This window comes from Xanthomonas sp. LMG 8993 (assembly GCF_009835065.2).
GTDB lineage: Bacteria > Pseudomonadota > Gammaproteobacteria > Xanthomonadales > Xanthomonadaceae > Xanthomonas > Xanthomonas arboricola.
The window spans coordinates 215,087-230,028 of sequence record NZ_QVIF02000005.1; the positions used below are offsets into that span (position 1 = coordinate 215,087).

The following is a 14,942-nucleotide window of genomic DNA, read 5'->3' on the forward strand; positions in this document are numbered from 1 at the left end:
CACACGCGGTAGGATGGCTGGTGGACAGTCACGGGAAGGGATCATGGCAACCAGCGGTTCGGACAACGGCAACTTCGAAGACAAGGCGCGCCAGTACTGGAGCGCCTGGGGAGATGCCATGCGCCACGGCCAGTCCGGCGCCGCTGCGCAGCCCGGCGCCGTTCTCGGGGCGGGGCCGGGCAGCGACGCACCGCAGGATTGGCGCAAGGCGATGGACTGGTGGTCGCAACTGCTGCCCACCCAGGCCGCACCGCAGGCGCAGGAGGCCATCGACCGCTTCCGTCATCAGGCCGGCGACTGGTTCGGCACCATGCAGCAGGTGGCCGCGCAGTTTGCCGGGCGCGACACCTCGGCCAATGAGGTCTCCGAAGCCTGGCGACGCGCCGTGCAGGGGCAGGGCGAGCAGCTGATGCAGTGGACGCTGGGCTCGCTGCGTGGCGGCAGCCCCGGCGGCTTCGACCCGTGGCTGCAGGACGCCGCGCAGGCGCTGGCGAAGTGGCGGGAAGAAAACGCGCCCTGGCTGGACATGCCGGCATTCGGCGTGAGCCGCAATCACCAGGCACGCCTGCAGACGCTGGCCCGTGCGCAGCAGGAGTACCAGGCGCAATCGCAGGCCTACGGCGAACAACTCAAGTCGGCCATCGAGCAGGCGTTCGGCCGGTTCGCCTCCAAGCTGGGTGAGCACGAAAGCAGCGGCAGTCAGCTGACCAGTGCGCGTGCCTTGTTCGATCTGTGGATCGAGGCCGCCGAAGAGTCGTATGCCGACGTCGCCTTGTCCGACCAGTTTCGCGAGGTGTACGGCGGCTTTGCCAATGCGCATATGCGCCTGCGCGCCGCGTTGCAGGAAGAAGTGGAACAGTTGAGCGAGCGTTTCGGGATGCCGACGCGTTCGGAGATGGACGCCGCGCATCGCCGCATCGCCGAGCTGGAACGTGCGGTGCGGCGCATGCTGCGCACTGCGGCCAGCCCGGCCGGCAAGCCCGCTGCAGCGGCAGCTGACCCGGTTGCGCCGGCCACGGCCAGGGGCGCGCCGGCATCCAGGGCGGACACTGCGCCCAAGCCGGCAGCGGCGACCAGCCCGGCCAAGAAACCGCCAGCGAAAACCGCCCCAGCCAAGAACACGAAGGCGGCCAAAAGCGCCGCCAGGCCATCGGCCGGCACAGCTTCCGGTAAGTCGACCGCACGCAAGCCACGTGGAGCGCAGACATGAAAGGCCCGTTGGGATTCAGCGCCGAAGACCTGATGCAGGAAACCCTGTCGATGCAGCGCAAGCTGCGCGAGGGGCTCAAGCTGCTGCCCGGCGTGGAAGACGTGGATTACGGCGTGACCGAGCGCGAGGAAATCTGGCGCGACGGCAAGGTGGTGCTGTACCGCTTTGTCGGCGAGCAGGCGCCGGTGGCCAGGACGCCGCTGCTGATCGTCTACGCGCTGGTCAACCGCCCCTACATGGTCGATCTGCAGGCCGACCGCTCGCTGGTCAAGGGCTTGCTGGGCCACGGCCAGGACGTCTACGTGCTGGATTGGGGCTACCCGGACCGCTCCGAGCGTTACCTCACCCTGGAGGACTATCTGCTGCGCTATATCGATGGCGCGGTAGATCACCTGCGCGCGCAGTCGGGGCTGGAGGCAGTCGATGTGCTCGGCATCTGCCAGGGCGGCACGTTTGCGCTGTGCTATGCGGCGCTGCAGCGGCCGAAGGTGCGCAATCTGATCACCATGGTCACGCCGGTGGATTTCCACACCCCCGACAACATGCTCTCCAACTGGGCGCGCATGGTCGATGTGGATCTGTTCGTGGACACCATGGGCAACGTGCCGGCGGATCTGATGAACGCCAGTTACCTGATGCTCAAGCCGTTCCGGCTGAACCTGCAGAAATACGTCGGCTTGCTCGACATCCTCGACGACAAGCAGGCGCTGGAAGATTTCCTGCGCATGGAAAAGTGGATCTTCGATTCGCCCGATCTGGCCGGCGAGGCCTTCCGCGAGTTCGTCACCCAGTTCTATCAGCGCAATGGGCTGGTGACCGGGCAGGTGCGCATCGGCGGGGAGGTGGTCGACCTGCAGGCGGTGGACATGCCGGTGCTCAACATCTACGCCGAACACGATCACCTGGTGCCGCCCGACGCCTCGCGTGCATTGCGCGGCCTGGTCGGCAGCGACGATTACACCGAGCTGAGTTTCCGCGGCGGGCATATCGGCATCTACGTCTCCGGACGTGCGCAGCGCGAGGTGCCGGTGGCGATCCACCGCTGGTTGCAGGAGCGTGGCGACAACGCGTGACGCGGCTTGGGGGTGCGCTGTGCCTACAGCGAGCAGCCGCAGCCGTCACAAGGCGCAGCCGCTGCGCTTTTTAGACTGGGCATCACGTTTGAAGGAGCCTTCCATGGTCACGACCACCGCATTGTCCCGTTCCCTCAACGACCGCATGATCGCCGGCGTGGTCGGCGGCATCGCCCGCCGCTTCGGCTGGAGCTCCACGCTGTTGCGGGTGCTGTTCGTGATCGTGTCGATCGCCTCGGCCGCGTTCCCCGGCATCCTGGTCTATCTGATCCTGTGGCTGCTGATCCCCAACCAGGCCGACTGACGCCCGCCCGGCGCCGGTGGTCGTCCGTGCAGGTGCTGGGCGCGTTGTGGACCCTGCCCAATACCTTGCTCGGCCTTGCCATCGGTGCCGCCGGCAGCTGTTTCGGCGCGCGTCCGCGCTGGTCCGGGCAGGAACTGGCCGTGGTGTTCCATGCCTGGCCATGGGGACCGGGCGGGGCAATGACGCTAGGCAATGTGATCCTGCTCAAGGGCGCCTCACTGGATCTGCAGTGCAGCACGTATGCGCATGCGGCAGGGCATTGTCAGCACCCGCCGGTGCGCCTGGGCGACCACGAACGTGCGCATGTCTACCAGTACATGCTGCTCGGACCGTTGTTTTTGCCGGTGTATCTGCTGTGCGGCGGCATCCACGTACGCAATCCGCTGGAACGGGCCGCCGACGCATATGCTCTGCATGGCCACGGCTGGTGGCCGTGGGGATCTCAGCGCAACCGCGAGAAACCGAACAGGTCCGACAACGGGTGAGGCCTGCCTTCCAGTTGCGCGCGCAATAAGCCTGCGCCGATCGCGCTATAGGTGATGCCGTTGCCGCCGTATGCCATCGCGAACGACACCCGCGGCCCATGTTGCGGATGCGGGCCGAAGAATGGCAGTCCATCGGCGGTTTCGGCGAAGGTGCCTCCCCAGGCGAACACCGGGCGCAGGCTGATGTCCGGCATCGTCTGGTGGATCTTCTTCAGCAGCGTCTTCAGCTTGCGCATGACACGTGCGTCGCGACGTGCGGGCAGATCGATGTTGTCGTCTTCGCCGCCGGCCACCACGCGTCCATCCGGCGTGCTGCGCAGGTAGAGATAGGGACGCGCGGTTTCCCACATCATGGTGTGCTTGAGCGCGCCCATCTCGCCGTCGTGCAGCGGATCGGTCACGAATGCGTAGCTGCTGCGGTTACGTGCCACGCGCTGCGACAGCCACTGCTGGTTTGCGTAGCCTGCGGCCATGATGACGTGCCGGGCGCGCAGCGTGACCCCGTCGCGGGTGCGCAACGCGACATGCCGGTCGTGGGGTGTGAGGGTGGCAATCGTGGTGCGGTCGTAGATGCGCGCGCCGTAGTGCTCGCCTTCTGCAAACAGGCGGTAGCACAGCCGATACGGATCGACGCTGGCGGCCAGGCGGCTGAGGATCGCGCCCTCGGAGCGTACGCCGTAGTTGTGCCACAACGGCGCGCGCTCGATCCATTCGACCGGAAGGGTGTGGGTCTTTCGCACCTGCAGTTCGCTGCGTAGGTCGTCGAGATCCCGCGACCGGCTGGCGTAGTACAGGCTGTCCTGACGGCTGAAGTCGCAACCGCCCAGCGTATTGCAGAGGCCTTGCAGGTCGACGATGGCTTGCGCGCACGCAGCGTATGCCAACGCTGCCGCCGGCATGCCGTAATGCCTGGCCAACTCGATCATCGGTGTGTCGATTTCGTACTGCAGCAAGGCGGTACTGGCCGAGGTACTGCCCCAGCCGATCTCGCGCTGCTCGACCACCACCACCTCGTGCCCGTGCTTAAGCAGTTCGTGCGCGATCAGGGCGGCGGTGACCCCGCCGCCGATGATGGCCACCTCGCAATCGGTGTCCCGCTCCAGACGCGGATAGGCGCGCATCAACCCGTTGCGGATCGACCAGAACGGGTAGCCACTCTTGAGGTCCATGCGGTGTCGTACGTGCGGGAGGAGCGCAATTGGACCGGCAGGTCGGGTGAAGCGGTTGTGCAGACAGGCGAGGGGATCCCGCCGTCACCAAACCGCAAACAGCCGGCGTTAACGTGCGTGGAAAGCTCCTCACGGCACGGTCGTTATGCTCGCGCCACTAACGTAGTCACAGTTGTTAATGAGGGTGTGGGCATGTCGATCGTTCTGTATGTCGGTGGCAGCAAAGATGGCGACAAGGGAGTTGTGCCTTACGGGTTCAGCAAGTCGCGCGCGATGACCGACGCCGGCCCGGAGATCTATGTCGAGCGCATGGTGCCGTTGAAGGACGTCGGCAAGATCCGCGTGATGGCACTGGAATCGCTGCACGAAAGCATTCTGGTCGAGCGTGCGGCCACGCATTACGCAGGTCGCGCCAGCTAAGCGCAGCCGACCGGACGAGTGCGCCCACCGTCAGTGGGCGCCAAGTGTCCACTGCTGCAGGTATCGCAACGGTACTTCAGCGCTTCCGCACCATCGGTAACCACCTGACGATCGCCCGCTAGCGCTTGTCAGCCATCGACGGGCGCGCCGGCATAGGGTTATGGCGATCCTGTCAACGGGTTCCCGCGGCGGGCCAGCACTGCGAAAATGCTTTTTTCAGTGAAGCGGCTCCGGCCGCGCCGCCATGCACGACAGCCAGCTTGCCCAGCAAATCGCTCGCACCATCGCCGACGAGATCGGTGCCCAACCCGCCCAGGCGCGCGCCGCCATTGCCCTTCTCGACGAAGGCGCCAGCGTTCCGTTCATCGCGCGCTACCGCAAGGAAGTCACCGGCGGGCTGGACGACACCCAGCTACGCAATCTGGAAACGCGCCTGACCTATCTGCGCGAGCTGGAAGAGCGCCGCGCGGCGATCCTGTCCAGCATCGGCGAGCAGGGCAAACTCAGCGACGAATTGCGCGCCGAGATCGTGGCGGCCGACAGCAAGTCGCGGCTGGAAGACCTGTACCTGCCTTACAAGCCCAAGCGCCGTACGCGTGCGCAGATTGCGCGCGAAGCCGGTCTGGAGCCGCTGGCCGATGGCCTGATGGCCGACCCGAACCAGGCGCCGGAAGTCGCTGCTGCGGCGTACATTGACGCAGAAAAGGGCGTGGCCGATATCAAGGCAGCGCTGGAAGGCGCACGCGCCATCCTGATGGAGCGCTGGGGCGAAGACGCCGCCCTGGTGGGCGAGCTGCGCAGCTGGTTGAACGACAACGGCGTGATCCGCGCGCGCGTTGCCGAGGGCAAGGAAGAGGCCGGTGCCAAGTACCGCGATTACTTCGATCATGCCGAGTCGCTGTCCAAGATTCCCTCGCACCGCTTGCTGGCGCTGTTTCGTGCGCGCCGCGAGGAGTTCCTGTACCTGGATCTGGAGCCGGGCAACGATGCCGAGGCCGGCCATCAGTACGCCGAAGGCCGTGTGGCGCGCAATGCCGGCATCTCCAACCAGAACCGTCCGGCCGATCGCTGGTTGCTGGATGCCTGCCGGCTGACCTGGCGCGCCAAGCTGCACATGCATCTGCTGCTGGACCTGTTCAACCAGGCGCGGGAGAAGGCCGAGGCCGAGGCGATCGCCGTGTTCGGCGACAACCTCAAGGACCTGATGCTGGCCGCGCCGGCCGGCCCGCGCGTGGTGCTGGGGCTGGACCCGGGTATCCGCACCGGTTGCAAGATCGCCGTGGTCGATGCCACCGGCAAGCTGGTGGCCACCGAGACGATCTACCCGCACGAGCCCAAGCGGCAATGGGAGCAGTCGCTGCAGACGATCAAGAAGCTGTGCATGCAGCACAACGTGGAGCTGATCGCGATCGGCAATGGCACCGCCAGCCGCGAGACCGACAAGCTCGCCGGTGAGGCGATCGCGCTGTGCGGGGCGAGCAAGCTGCAGAAGATCGTGGTCAGCGAAGCCGGTGCGTCGGTGTATTCGGCGTCCGAGTTTGCTGCCAAGGAGTTCCCCAATCTGGACGTGTCGCTGCGCGGTGCGGTGTCGATTGCGCGGCGCCTGCAGGATCCGCTGGCCGAGCTGGTCAAGATCGAGCCCAAGGCGATCGGCGTGGGCCAGTACCAGCACGACGTGGATCAATATCGTCTGGCCAAGGCGCTGGAGGCGCGCGTGGAAGACTGCGTCAATGCGGTCGGCGTGTACGTCAATACCGCGTCGGCGGCGCTGCTGTCGCGCGTGTCCGGGCTGTCGAGCACGGTGGCGGAAAACATCGTGCGCCATCGCGACGACAACGGTCCGTTCAAGCGCCGCAAGGACCTGCTCAAGGTGCCGCGTCTGGGCGACAAGACCTTCGAACAGTGCGCCGGTTTCCTGCGCATCGCCGATGGCGACGAGCCGCTGGACGTGTCGGCGGTGCATCCGGAAGCCTATCCGGTGGTCGAGCGCATCGTCGGCAGCACCGGCAAGCCGATCAAGGCCCTGCTGGGCGATGGCAGCTTCCTGCGTGGACTCAAGCCGGAGCTGTTCACCGACGAGCAGTTCGGTGTACCGACCGTGCGCGACATCCTCAAGGAGCTGGAAAAACCCGGCCGCGATCCGCGCCCCGAGTTCAAGGCGGCACAGTTCGCCGAAGGCATCGAGGACATCAAGCACCTCAAGCCCGGCATGGTGCTTGAAGGCGTGGTCAGCAACGTGGCCGCATTCGGTGCGTTCGTCGACATCGGCGTGCATCAGGATGGCCTGGTGCACATCTCCGCGTTGTCGGACACCTTCGTCAAGGATCCGCGTGATGTGGTCAAGGCCGGCGACATCGTCAAGGTCAAGGTGCTGGAAGTGGACGTGGCGCGCAAACGCATCGCGCTGACCTGCCGTCTGTCCGATACGCCACCGCCGGCCGATGCTGCAGCCCAATCGCGCGATCAGCGCGGCAACGGCGGCGCGGGGCAGGGCCGGCGCGAGGGTGGCGGTGGGCGTGGCCCGGCGCAGGGCAACAGCAAGCCGCGCACCACTGCGCCGCCGGCCGACAACGCGCTGGCCGCGGCATTCGCGCGCGCCAAGCGCGGCTGAGCCAGCGTGCCCGGCGGCTGTCCTGGCGTGGCCGGGCAGTGTAGATAAACCCGCTCGCAAGGCGGCGGGTCCGGCTGCGATTGGATCGCGCTTGGGCAGGCTGATCTGCAACTTGGCTGCGGGTCCGTGCACTCCGACCACCGCGGTGCGCCTATGCAGATACGATCAGTCGTAAGGCGGCTGGTCTGAGGCCTTGCTGCAGGGCCCTTGTCCGCCCACCATCGCAGGACACGCCGCAAGTACGTCCTTGTAGGCTCTTACGCGGCATCCATGCCGCGTAAGGTCCCGCGACGGTGGGCGGGCAAGGACCTGTTGGGATGGTCTGTGTGTGTGTGCTGCAAGCAGCACGTGGTTGACCACGCTGTTTTATTGCGTTTCCAGGCGATCTCACGCCTCGCTGCGTAGCGCGCGCGTCGGCAAGATCAGGCGTTCGATCAGGTCGACCAGGCCGGGTGGTTCCACCGGCTTGCCCATGTGCGCATCGAATCCGGCGACCACAGCGCGGTCGCGGTCTTCTTCGCGCACATAGGCGGTGAGGGCGATCGCGGGGATGTGCCGCGGCAGGTCGGCGCGGCCGGAGCGCACCGTGCGGATCAAGTCGTAGCCGTCGCGCACCGGCATGGCGATATCGCTGACCAGCACATCGAAGGGCGTCTCTGCCAGGCATTGTTCGGCCGCTTCCACCGAGCCGGCCGCCTGCACCTGCGCGCCGGCAAGCATCAGAAACTGCACCACCGCCTCGCGCGAATCCTGGTCGTCGTCGACCAGCAGCAGGCGCACGCCATCCAGGCGCCCGAGACAATCACTCGGCAGCGGACCGACCTGCAGCGACCCGGCCGACGCGGGACGCAGATCGCTGACCCCGTGCTGGAACGGCAGCACGATGGTGAAGGTCGACCCCTTGCCTTCGCCCGCACTGGAGGCACCCAGGCTGCCGCCGTGCAGATCGACCAACTGGCGCGAGATCGACAAGCCCAGCCCCAGCCCGCCCACGCGCCGCGTGGTGCCGGCATCGGCCTGCCGAAAGCGGTCGAACACATGCGGCAGGAACTCGGCCGCAATCCCGATGCCGGTGTCCTGCACGCACAGTCGCAGCCGTTCGTCCTCGATGTCCAGCGCCACCCGCACCGTTCCGCCGGGTGAGGTGAACTTGAGCGCATTGCTGAGCAGGTTGGACAGCACCTGCTGCAGCCGCCCGGCATCGCCGAAGAACCACAGCTCGCCCTCGCCGGGTGCATCCAGTTCCAGCGCGATGTCGCGCGCCAGTGCAGACGGCTGCATCAACTCCACCGTACTGCGCATCAGTCCTGCGATATCGAAGTGCTCTGCCTGCAGGCGGATCTTGCCGGACAGGATCGCACTCATGTCGAGCAGGTCGTCGATGATCTGCGTCTGCGCACGCGCACTGCGTTCGATGATGACCAGCCCCTTGCCCAGATTGGCCGGCTCGAACACCTCCGACTGCATCAACCTCGACCAGCCCAGGATGGCATTGAGCGGCGTGCGCAATTCGTGGCTGAGCGTGGCCAGGAACTCGTCCTTGACCCGGTTGGCATGCTCGGCCTGGCTGCGTGCGACAGTCTCGGCCTGCAGCGATTGCTTGAGCTTGGCATCCACGCGCGTGCGCTCGATGACGATGCCGGCCAGATGCGATGCAGAGCGCGCCATCGCCTGTTCGCGCAGCGAGGGCAGGTGGACGCGGTCGTAGTAGATGTTGAGCGTGCCCAGCACCTGGCCGTTGCTGTCCAGGATGGGCGTCACGCAGCAGGCGACGATGCCCAGCGCCGCCGAAATCGCGTGGTGGTCGCTGAAGCTGGGGTCGGCCTGGATGTCCTCGCAGATCACCTGCTGACCGAGATAGGCCGAGCGCGCGCAGGGCGGCCCGTTCGGTCCAATCGGCGAGGCTTCGAAATGCCCGCGGTACTCGACCGGAAAATGCGGCGCCGAGCCGAAGCTCAGCATCTTGCGTACGTCATCCAGCACCATCACCGCGCAATACAGCGCAATCTCGCCACGCGCTTCCACGCTCGCTGCGATGGCGTCCAGCACCACCGGCAGCGGCGCGCCGGTGGTGATCAGGCTCAGGATGGCGCGATCGGAGGCGGTTTCATCCTCGATCAGCTTGCGTTCGGAGATATCGGTCAGCGAGCCGATATGGCCGAGGAAGCGTCCGTCGCTGGCGAAATGCGGCGACGCGGTATCGATGCACCAACGGTATTGCCCGTCGTGACGACATACGCGGTACTCGGCCAGGAACTCGCCTCGCTGCTCCAAGGCCTGGCCGAACGCGTGGCGCACGCGTTCGGCGTCGTCCGGATGCATCACATCCCACCAGCCCTGGTCCATTGCCTGGTCTTCGGCCTGCCCGGTGAAGTGGTACCAGCGCGGATTCCAGTACACGCAGTCGCCCTGCGCATCGGCCATCCAGATCATTGCCGGCACCGTCTCGCACAAGGCGCGGAAGCGCACTTCGCTTTCGCGCAGCTGTTGCTCGAACGCACGGCGGTCATGGATATCGGTGTAGGTGCCGATCCACTCGCTGATGCTGCCGTCGTCGCCGCGCACGGGCAGGGCGCGTGCCAGATGCCAGCGCCGCTGGCCATCGTGGCGTTGCAGCTCGCACTCCATTTCGTAGGCGCGTTCGCCCTCGATGGCCAACGCCCAGGCCTGCGCGGACAGCTGCAGGCCATCGGCGGTGTGTGCCTGATGCCACGCGGCGGTCTGGTGGTCGGCAGGATCCAGTCCGGTGTATTCGTACCAGCGCCGGTTGAAGTAATGCGGCTCACCCTCCGGGTCGGCAATGAAGATGATCTGTGGCAGCGTATCGGCCAGTCGGCGTAGCCGCGCCTCGTTGGCGGCCAGTTGCTGCTGCGCCTTGGCGCGTTGCATGGATTCCCAGCAGCGCGCCGCAACCAGGCGGACCAGCTCGATCTCGGCGGACAGCCAGCGCCGCGGTGCGCGCTGATGCACGCCGATGGCCGCGACCAGGCGGCCGTGTTTGTGCAGCGGAATCGCCAGCGACGCGCGCAGGCCGGAGCGTCGGTACTGCTGCGCCACGTAGTCCGGTGCGCCGGGCGCCATCGCATCGGTGGTGAACCAGGGGCGGTTTTCCAGCAAGGCGTCGCGCAGGCCCTGCGCCACTTCCAGCGGAAAATCGCCCTGCAGGCTAGGCATGTCCTGCACATGGTCGCTGATCACGTGCATGGTTCTGCCGTCGGCCGCCGCCAGGCCGAACGCGCAGCGATTGACCTGCAGATGCTCGCCCAGCAAGCGCACGCTGGTGTCGATGATCTGACGCGGATCGGAAACGTTTTGCAGCGCGTCTTCGAGCATCAGCAGGAAACTGTCGCGACTTGCCATGCTGCGTTGCTGGGTGACATCGAATCCGTGCACCAGGATCGCGTCAATACGGCCGTCGCGCTCGCGCATCGGCTGATACAGGAAATCAACGAAGGTCTGATCGAGCACATTGCCAGGCGTGCGCTGCAGATAGGCGGACATCGACTCGCCGATGAAGGGGCGGCCGCTGCGCCGCACCTCATCGAGCAGCTCGAGATAGCCCTGGTCTGCGACTTCCGGCATCGCCTCGAGCAACGGACGGCCGAGCAACGGTCGCTGGCCGACCAGCTCGTGGAAGCGTTGGTTCGCGCTTTCGATGATGTAGCCGGGTCCCCGCAGCACCGCCATGAAGGCCGGCGCCTGGTCGAGCGAAGGCGACACCGCTGCGGGCGCGGACTCGCGACGGGGCGGCCCTGCAGCAGGGGCGGGCGTGCCGGCGACATACAGCATGCCCAGAGGTTTGCCCGCCTGCAGCACCGGGCTGCAGGACCACGTCGACAGCGTCAATGCTGCACGCGCATCGGCATCGCTGTGGTTGGCTTCAGCGCCGTCTGCAAGTTCCGCGAAGGGTTGGCCGAATGCTGCCGGGTGGCGTTCACCCAACAGCGCGGCGCAGGCATCGTTGTAGATGCAGCGCGACTGCTCGCCCCAGACCAGCAACATTGGCGCCTGTGCATGCAGGCACAGCGAAAGCGTCGTGCGCAGCGCTGGGCTGTCGCGTAGCAGCGGGTCGGCGGCGCATGCGGACGATGCCAGCAACAGCCCGGCTGTCTCGCACGTCTCCGGCAACAGACCGGCAAACGGCGACACGGCGATATCCATTGGTGACCTGCCCATCATGCCTGGATGCACGATTCTAGTGGCAAGCGGGCCGTGATCGAGGGGGTGTGGCAGCCGGCGCGACCGCGCGATGAGCCTACGTTAAGCGCAGCAGGCGGGCGGTCTGCAGGTGTGGCTGGCGATGAATGAGGGCATCGGCCGGGCCCGCATGCTGGCGACCCAGGGGCTGGTCGGAGCTTTCAGCTGGCGGCGCCGCTCAGCTGCCGTGCCCTAGCCAAAGCGCTGATCAGTTCGTCTGACAAATAGGGCTTGGTCAGGATCACGCCGCGCTCGAAGCCGCTGGGGATGGTGCCACTGGCAACACCGGTCGCCAGTACGAACGGAATCCCGAGCTCCGACAGCAACCGGGCGACCGGCTCGCTGGTCTCGCCATTGCCGAGGCGGTAGTCGAGCACTGCGATCTCCGGCGCATCGGCCTGAATCAGGGTCAGCGCTTGCGCAACTTCCCCGACCGGACCCAGCACCACCGCGCCAGCCTGGACGAGCTGCAGATCGAGCAGCATGGCATTCATCTGGTCGTTCTCGACCACCAGCACCCGAACTCCACGCAACACCGACATTGCTTACTCCTTCACCTAAGTCGGCCAGTATATCGACACTGCTCCACCGCAGCGCTGACGCCATTGCTTGCAGCTGAATTCGTCAGGCGCGTTCTGACACTGTTCGTTTCATGCGTAAGTCGCTATACTGCGCGGCCACGCCGAAGTGGCGGAATCGGTAGACGCAGCGGATTCAAAATCCGCCGCCCTTAAAAGCGTGTGGGTTCGAGTCCCACCTTCGGCACCAGGATGTAGCGGTACAAGCAAAGCCCTTCTGGCGACGGTCAGAGGGGCTTTTCTTTTGTGCGCTCGATAGTCGCCGGAACCGGCGAACGTTGGCAGCTGCTGCATCGTCGCGCCTGAGGATGCCGTCAAAAATAGAGCATTTTGCCGTGGACGTGGCGCAGCTGCTGATGCAGCGGCGTCACCTTTCTTCACCGCATGGCGGCGTGTTCCATTGCCTCTTATCGATGAAGCATGGTTGCTGAAAATTCCGCCGGGATGAGCATGAATTGCCACCATGCGTCTGCAGGCACGCAGCCATCACGCGCGATGCGTACCTTGGAAAGCTCTTTTCAAGCAGGTGGCTTCCCATGGATTTCGATTCTTCGCAGCAACTGCGCATCTTGCGCGACATCCATGACACCACGCCGGTCGCCGACGAAGAGGCCAACTGGGCAGTGCGTGCCGGCTATGCGACCCAGGCCGAAGACGGCGACATCGATCTCACCCACGAAGGCCGCAAGGCGCTGGATGCCGGCCAGACCTGATCCGTCGTTGTGCGGATTCGTTCGACGCGCGAGTGCGGCAGGGGCTTCATCGCGGAGTGCATTACACCGTCGATCCGCGTATGCGTGAGTGTGGATGGAGTGACACGATGCGCTCGTATCGTGCCGCCACCGACTGCATGCGGTGGAACAGGGCGCTCTGAGTTAGATGCAAAAAAAAGCCCCGGCAGTGCCGAGGCTTTCGGATGATTGGCGTCCCCACGGGGATTCGAACCCCGGTGTCCACCGTGAAAGGGTGGTGTCCTAGGCCTCTAGACGATGGGGACGCGTATCAAAACCTGGTTGTAGATTCCAGACGGCCTATGTCCGGAATTTGGTGGAGCCAGGCGGGATCGAACCGCCGACCTCCTGCATGCCATGCAGGCGCTCTCCCAGCTGAGCTATGGCCCCACGATGCTGCGAGCCGGCAATCATAGCGACATCGATGACACTTGGGAAGTGGTGTGTGCAAAAAAGTTTGCGCGACCGATTCGCCAGTGGCTGGGACCAATGTGGCGCGTGCCTTTGCGAGCGCTTGATGAGTGCGCGCGTCGCAAACTGATCGACCTAGATGTCGTCTGCATGCACGATGTCTGATTGCGTAAGGTGTGGCGATGCAGTGGCCGTGGCAGTTTTTGCACGTCGGTCATATGCAACAGTCTGCGCACAACATTCGATCCGCATCGCAACATCCCGCGTTTGCTTGCACCGGCATACGCGTAGCCGTGCCGGCAGCTGCAGCAGGTGAGGTGCAAAGCTCCAAGGCGCACTACGTTGATGAGGAGCTGTTGCATCATCGATATCGACAGATGACACGCCACACCACGAGCACTGCGTGCAGATAGCCGCGCACGCAATCGATGCTGAAAAACACGCAAAAAAAAAGCCCCGGCAGTGCCGGGGCTTTCAGATGATTGGCGTCCCCACGGGGATTCGAACCCCGGTGTCCACCGTGAAAGGGTGGTGTCCTAGGCCTCTAGACGATGGGGACGCGTATCAAAACCTGAGTTGTCACCCTGACGGCCTAAGTCAGGAGTGGTGGAGCCAGGCGGGATCGAACCGCCGACCTCCTGCATGCCATGCAGGCGCTCTCCCAGCTGAGCTATGGCCCCACGAAACTGAGAACGAAATGATAGCGGCCTGTTAATGTTCGCGCAAGTGCTTTTTCATTTCGCATGAGACGCAGCGTGCGCGGGGCACGCTGCGCATCGGCAACTCAGTTGACGCCGTGCAGGTCGCGCAGCTGCGTCTGTCGAGCACCGAAGTAGGCGGCCAGGTCGGCGATGTCCTGATCGCTCAGGGCAGTGGCCTGCGCCGTCATCAACGGGTGCTGGCGATCGCCGCTGCGGTAGGCCTGCAAGGCGTGCGCAAGATAATCGCCGTATTGGCCGCCGAGCTTGGGATAGCTGGGGTCGATGGGGGCATTGCCGTCGGCGCCGTGGCAATCGACGCAGCTCTGGCCGGTGGCCTTGCCTTTCGCGTGCGCCAGCTTGTCGCCGGCGTCGGCGCGCCCGGTCGGCAGGCCGGCAGACGAGCCGGAGCCATGTTCGCCGCTGGCGTGGCCGGCATCGCCGGCGGAATGGTCGGTGGACTCGACCTGGGATTGGGAGCAGGCCGCCAACATCAGGGCAGCGACCAGGGCGATGGCTAGACGCGGAGCGTGCAGGGCGTTCGGCATGTGGGCGCTTATTTGAGGGTGGACAGGTAGGCGGAGATATCGGCGATGTCCTGCTCGGAAAAGCTCTGCGCCTGCGCTTGCATGGTGGGATGCTTGCGTTTGCCCTGGCGGTACTCGGTCAGCGCCTGGGTCAGATACTGGCTGGACTGGCCGCCGATCTTGGGCACGCGATAACTGGGATAGGCGTTCTTGTAGCCGGTGACGCCATGGCAGCCCTGGCAGGTGTAGGCCAGCAAGCGGCCGTTGGACGGATTGCCGGTGGGCGCTGCGGGTGTAGCCACTGCCGCGGCGGGCGCAGGGGTGGCGGGTGCGGCTGGCGTGACTGACGGTGTCGCTGATGCGCCCCCAAACGGCAGGAAGACGACCAGAGCGAGACAAGCGGCGAGCGGCTGCGGGCGCATGGTTTCGTATCCGGAAGACTGATTGAACGTCCGCACGTGGGGGCGTGGCGGAACCGGTCCGAGTATGCCTGCGATTTGGCGTGGCGCAAACGGGGTGAATACGCGA

The 14,942-nt window shown here is 65.5% G+C and carries 11 protein-coding genes, 5 tRNA genes and 3 pseudogenes; 8 read left to right on the forward strand and 11 right to left on the reverse strand.

Features of this window, described 5'->3' with window-relative positions:
- Positions 1–40 precede the first annotated feature (40 nt).
- The 4 genes from phaE (at position 41) to DYQ94_RS12065 (ending at position 3,072) form a co-directional block, all read left to right on the forward strand.
- On the forward strand, positions 41–1,210 hold the full coding sequence (gene phaE, locus DYQ94_RS12050) for a class III poly(R)-hydroxyalkanoic acid synthase subunit PhaE (RefSeq protein ID WP_160954587.1): 1,170 nt from the start codon (positions 41–43) through the stop codon (positions 1,208–1,210).
- A complete protein-coding gene (locus DYQ94_RS12055) occupies positions 1,207–2,283 on the forward strand; it encodes a class III poly(R)-hydroxyalkanoic acid synthase subunit PhaC (protein ID WP_160954524.1) in 1,077 nt (358 codons plus the stop codon). Before phaE ends, DYQ94_RS12055 begins: the two co-directional genes overlap by 4 nt.
- Positions 2,284–2,386: 103 nt before the next feature.
- Positions 2,387–2,587 (forward strand): PspC domain-containing protein, encoded by a 201-nt coding sequence (locus tag DYQ94_RS12060; RefSeq protein ID WP_102256626.1) that lies wholly within the window; start codon positions 2,387–2,389, stop codon positions 2,585–2,587.
- Entirely contained in the window at positions 2,557–3,072 is a 516-nt protein-coding gene (locus DYQ94_RS12065) for a hypothetical protein (RefSeq protein ID WP_104574702.1), read from the forward strand. The genes DYQ94_RS12060 and DYQ94_RS12065 overlap by 31 nt, the downstream gene beginning before the upstream one ends.
- Here the strand turns inward: DYQ94_RS12065 and DYQ94_RS12070 are convergent.
- Complete coding sequence (locus DYQ94_RS12070; protein WP_126966115.1) at positions 3,030–4,241, reverse strand: NAD(P)/FAD-dependent oxidoreductase; 1,212 nt, start codon at positions 4,239–4,241, stop codon at positions 3,030–3,032. The two genes, DYQ94_RS12065 and DYQ94_RS12070, sit on opposite strands and share 43 nt — an antisense overlap.
- A 192-nt stretch (positions 4,242–4,433) precedes the next feature.
- Here DYQ94_RS12070 and DYQ94_RS12075 point away from each other — a divergent pair, with 192 nt between their 5' ends.
- Both DYQ94_RS12075 and DYQ94_RS12080 read left to right on the forward strand, forming a co-directional pair.
- On the forward strand, positions 4,434–4,661 hold the full coding sequence (locus DYQ94_RS12075; RefSeq protein WP_016904406.1) for a hypothetical protein: 228 nt from the start codon (positions 4,434–4,436) through the stop codon (positions 4,659–4,661).
- 244 nt (positions 4,662–4,905) lie between these two features.
- Positions 4,906–7,272: a Tex family protein gene (locus DYQ94_RS12080; RefSeq protein ID WP_126966116.1), complete on the forward strand. Its 2,367-nt coding sequence runs from the start codon at positions 4,906–4,908 to the stop codon at positions 7,270–7,272.
- Between the two features lie 387 nt (positions 7,273–7,659).
- Here DYQ94_RS12080 and DYQ94_RS12085 read toward each other — a convergent pair.
- From DYQ94_RS12085 to DYQ94_RS12100, 4 genes and pseudogenes are all read right to left on the reverse strand, one after another.
- Positions 7,660–10,641: pseudogene (locus DYQ94_RS12085) on the reverse strand (PAS domain S-box protein); the annotation flags it as partial.
- A 6-nt stretch (positions 10,642–10,647) separates the two neighbouring features.
- Positions 10,648–10,992, reverse strand: a pseudogene (locus DYQ94_RS12090) (PAS domain-containing protein); the annotation flags it as partial.
- A 12-nt stretch (positions 10,993–11,004) separates the two neighbouring features.
- Positions 11,005–11,433 (reverse strand): annotated as a pseudogene (locus DYQ94_RS12095) (histidine kinase); the annotation flags it as partial.
- Positions 11,434–11,630: 197 nt separating this feature from the next.
- Positions 11,631–12,011 (reverse strand): response regulator, encoded by a 381-nt coding sequence (locus DYQ94_RS12100; protein WP_046342825.1) that lies wholly within the window; start codon positions 12,009–12,011, stop codon positions 11,631–11,633.
- Positions 12,012–12,150: 139 nt separating this feature from the next.
- On the opposite strand from DYQ94_RS12100, the gene DYQ94_RS12105 reads away from it, so the two are divergent.
- Positions 12,151–12,237: transfer RNA gene (locus DYQ94_RS12105), tRNA-Leu, on the forward strand.
- A 346-nt stretch (positions 12,238–12,583) separates the two neighbouring features.
- A complete protein-coding gene (locus DYQ94_RS12110; protein ID WP_043889232.1) occupies positions 12,584–12,760 on the forward strand; it encodes a hypothetical protein in 177 nt (58 codons plus the stop codon).
- A 208-nt stretch (positions 12,761–12,968) separates the two neighbouring features.
- On the opposite strand, the gene DYQ94_RS12115 is transcribed toward DYQ94_RS12110, so the two are convergent.
- The 6 genes from DYQ94_RS12115 to DYQ94_RS12140 form a co-directional block, all read right to left on the reverse strand.
- Positions 12,969–13,044, reverse strand: a tRNA-Glu gene (locus tag DYQ94_RS12115).
- A 48-nt stretch (positions 13,045–13,092) separates the two neighbouring features.
- A tRNA-Ala gene (locus DYQ94_RS12120) sits at positions 13,093–13,168 on the reverse strand.
- A gap of 504 nt (positions 13,169–13,672) precedes the next feature.
- A tRNA-Glu gene (locus tag DYQ94_RS12125) sits at positions 13,673–13,748 on the reverse strand.
- Positions 13,749–13,793: 45 nt separating this feature from the next.
- A tRNA-Ala gene (locus tag DYQ94_RS12130) sits at positions 13,794–13,869 on the reverse strand.
- Between the two features lie 104 nt (positions 13,870–13,973).
- On the reverse strand, positions 13,974–14,435 hold the full coding sequence (locus DYQ94_RS12135; protein ID WP_160955148.1) for a c-type cytochrome: 462 nt from the start codon (positions 14,433–14,435) through the stop codon (positions 13,974–13,976).
- An 8-nt stretch (positions 14,436–14,443) separates the two neighbouring features.
- A complete protein-coding gene (locus tag DYQ94_RS12140) occupies positions 14,444–14,836 on the reverse strand; it encodes a c-type cytochrome (RefSeq protein WP_046342823.1) in 393 nt (130 codons plus the stop codon).
- Positions 14,837–14,942 lie beyond the last annotated feature (106 nt).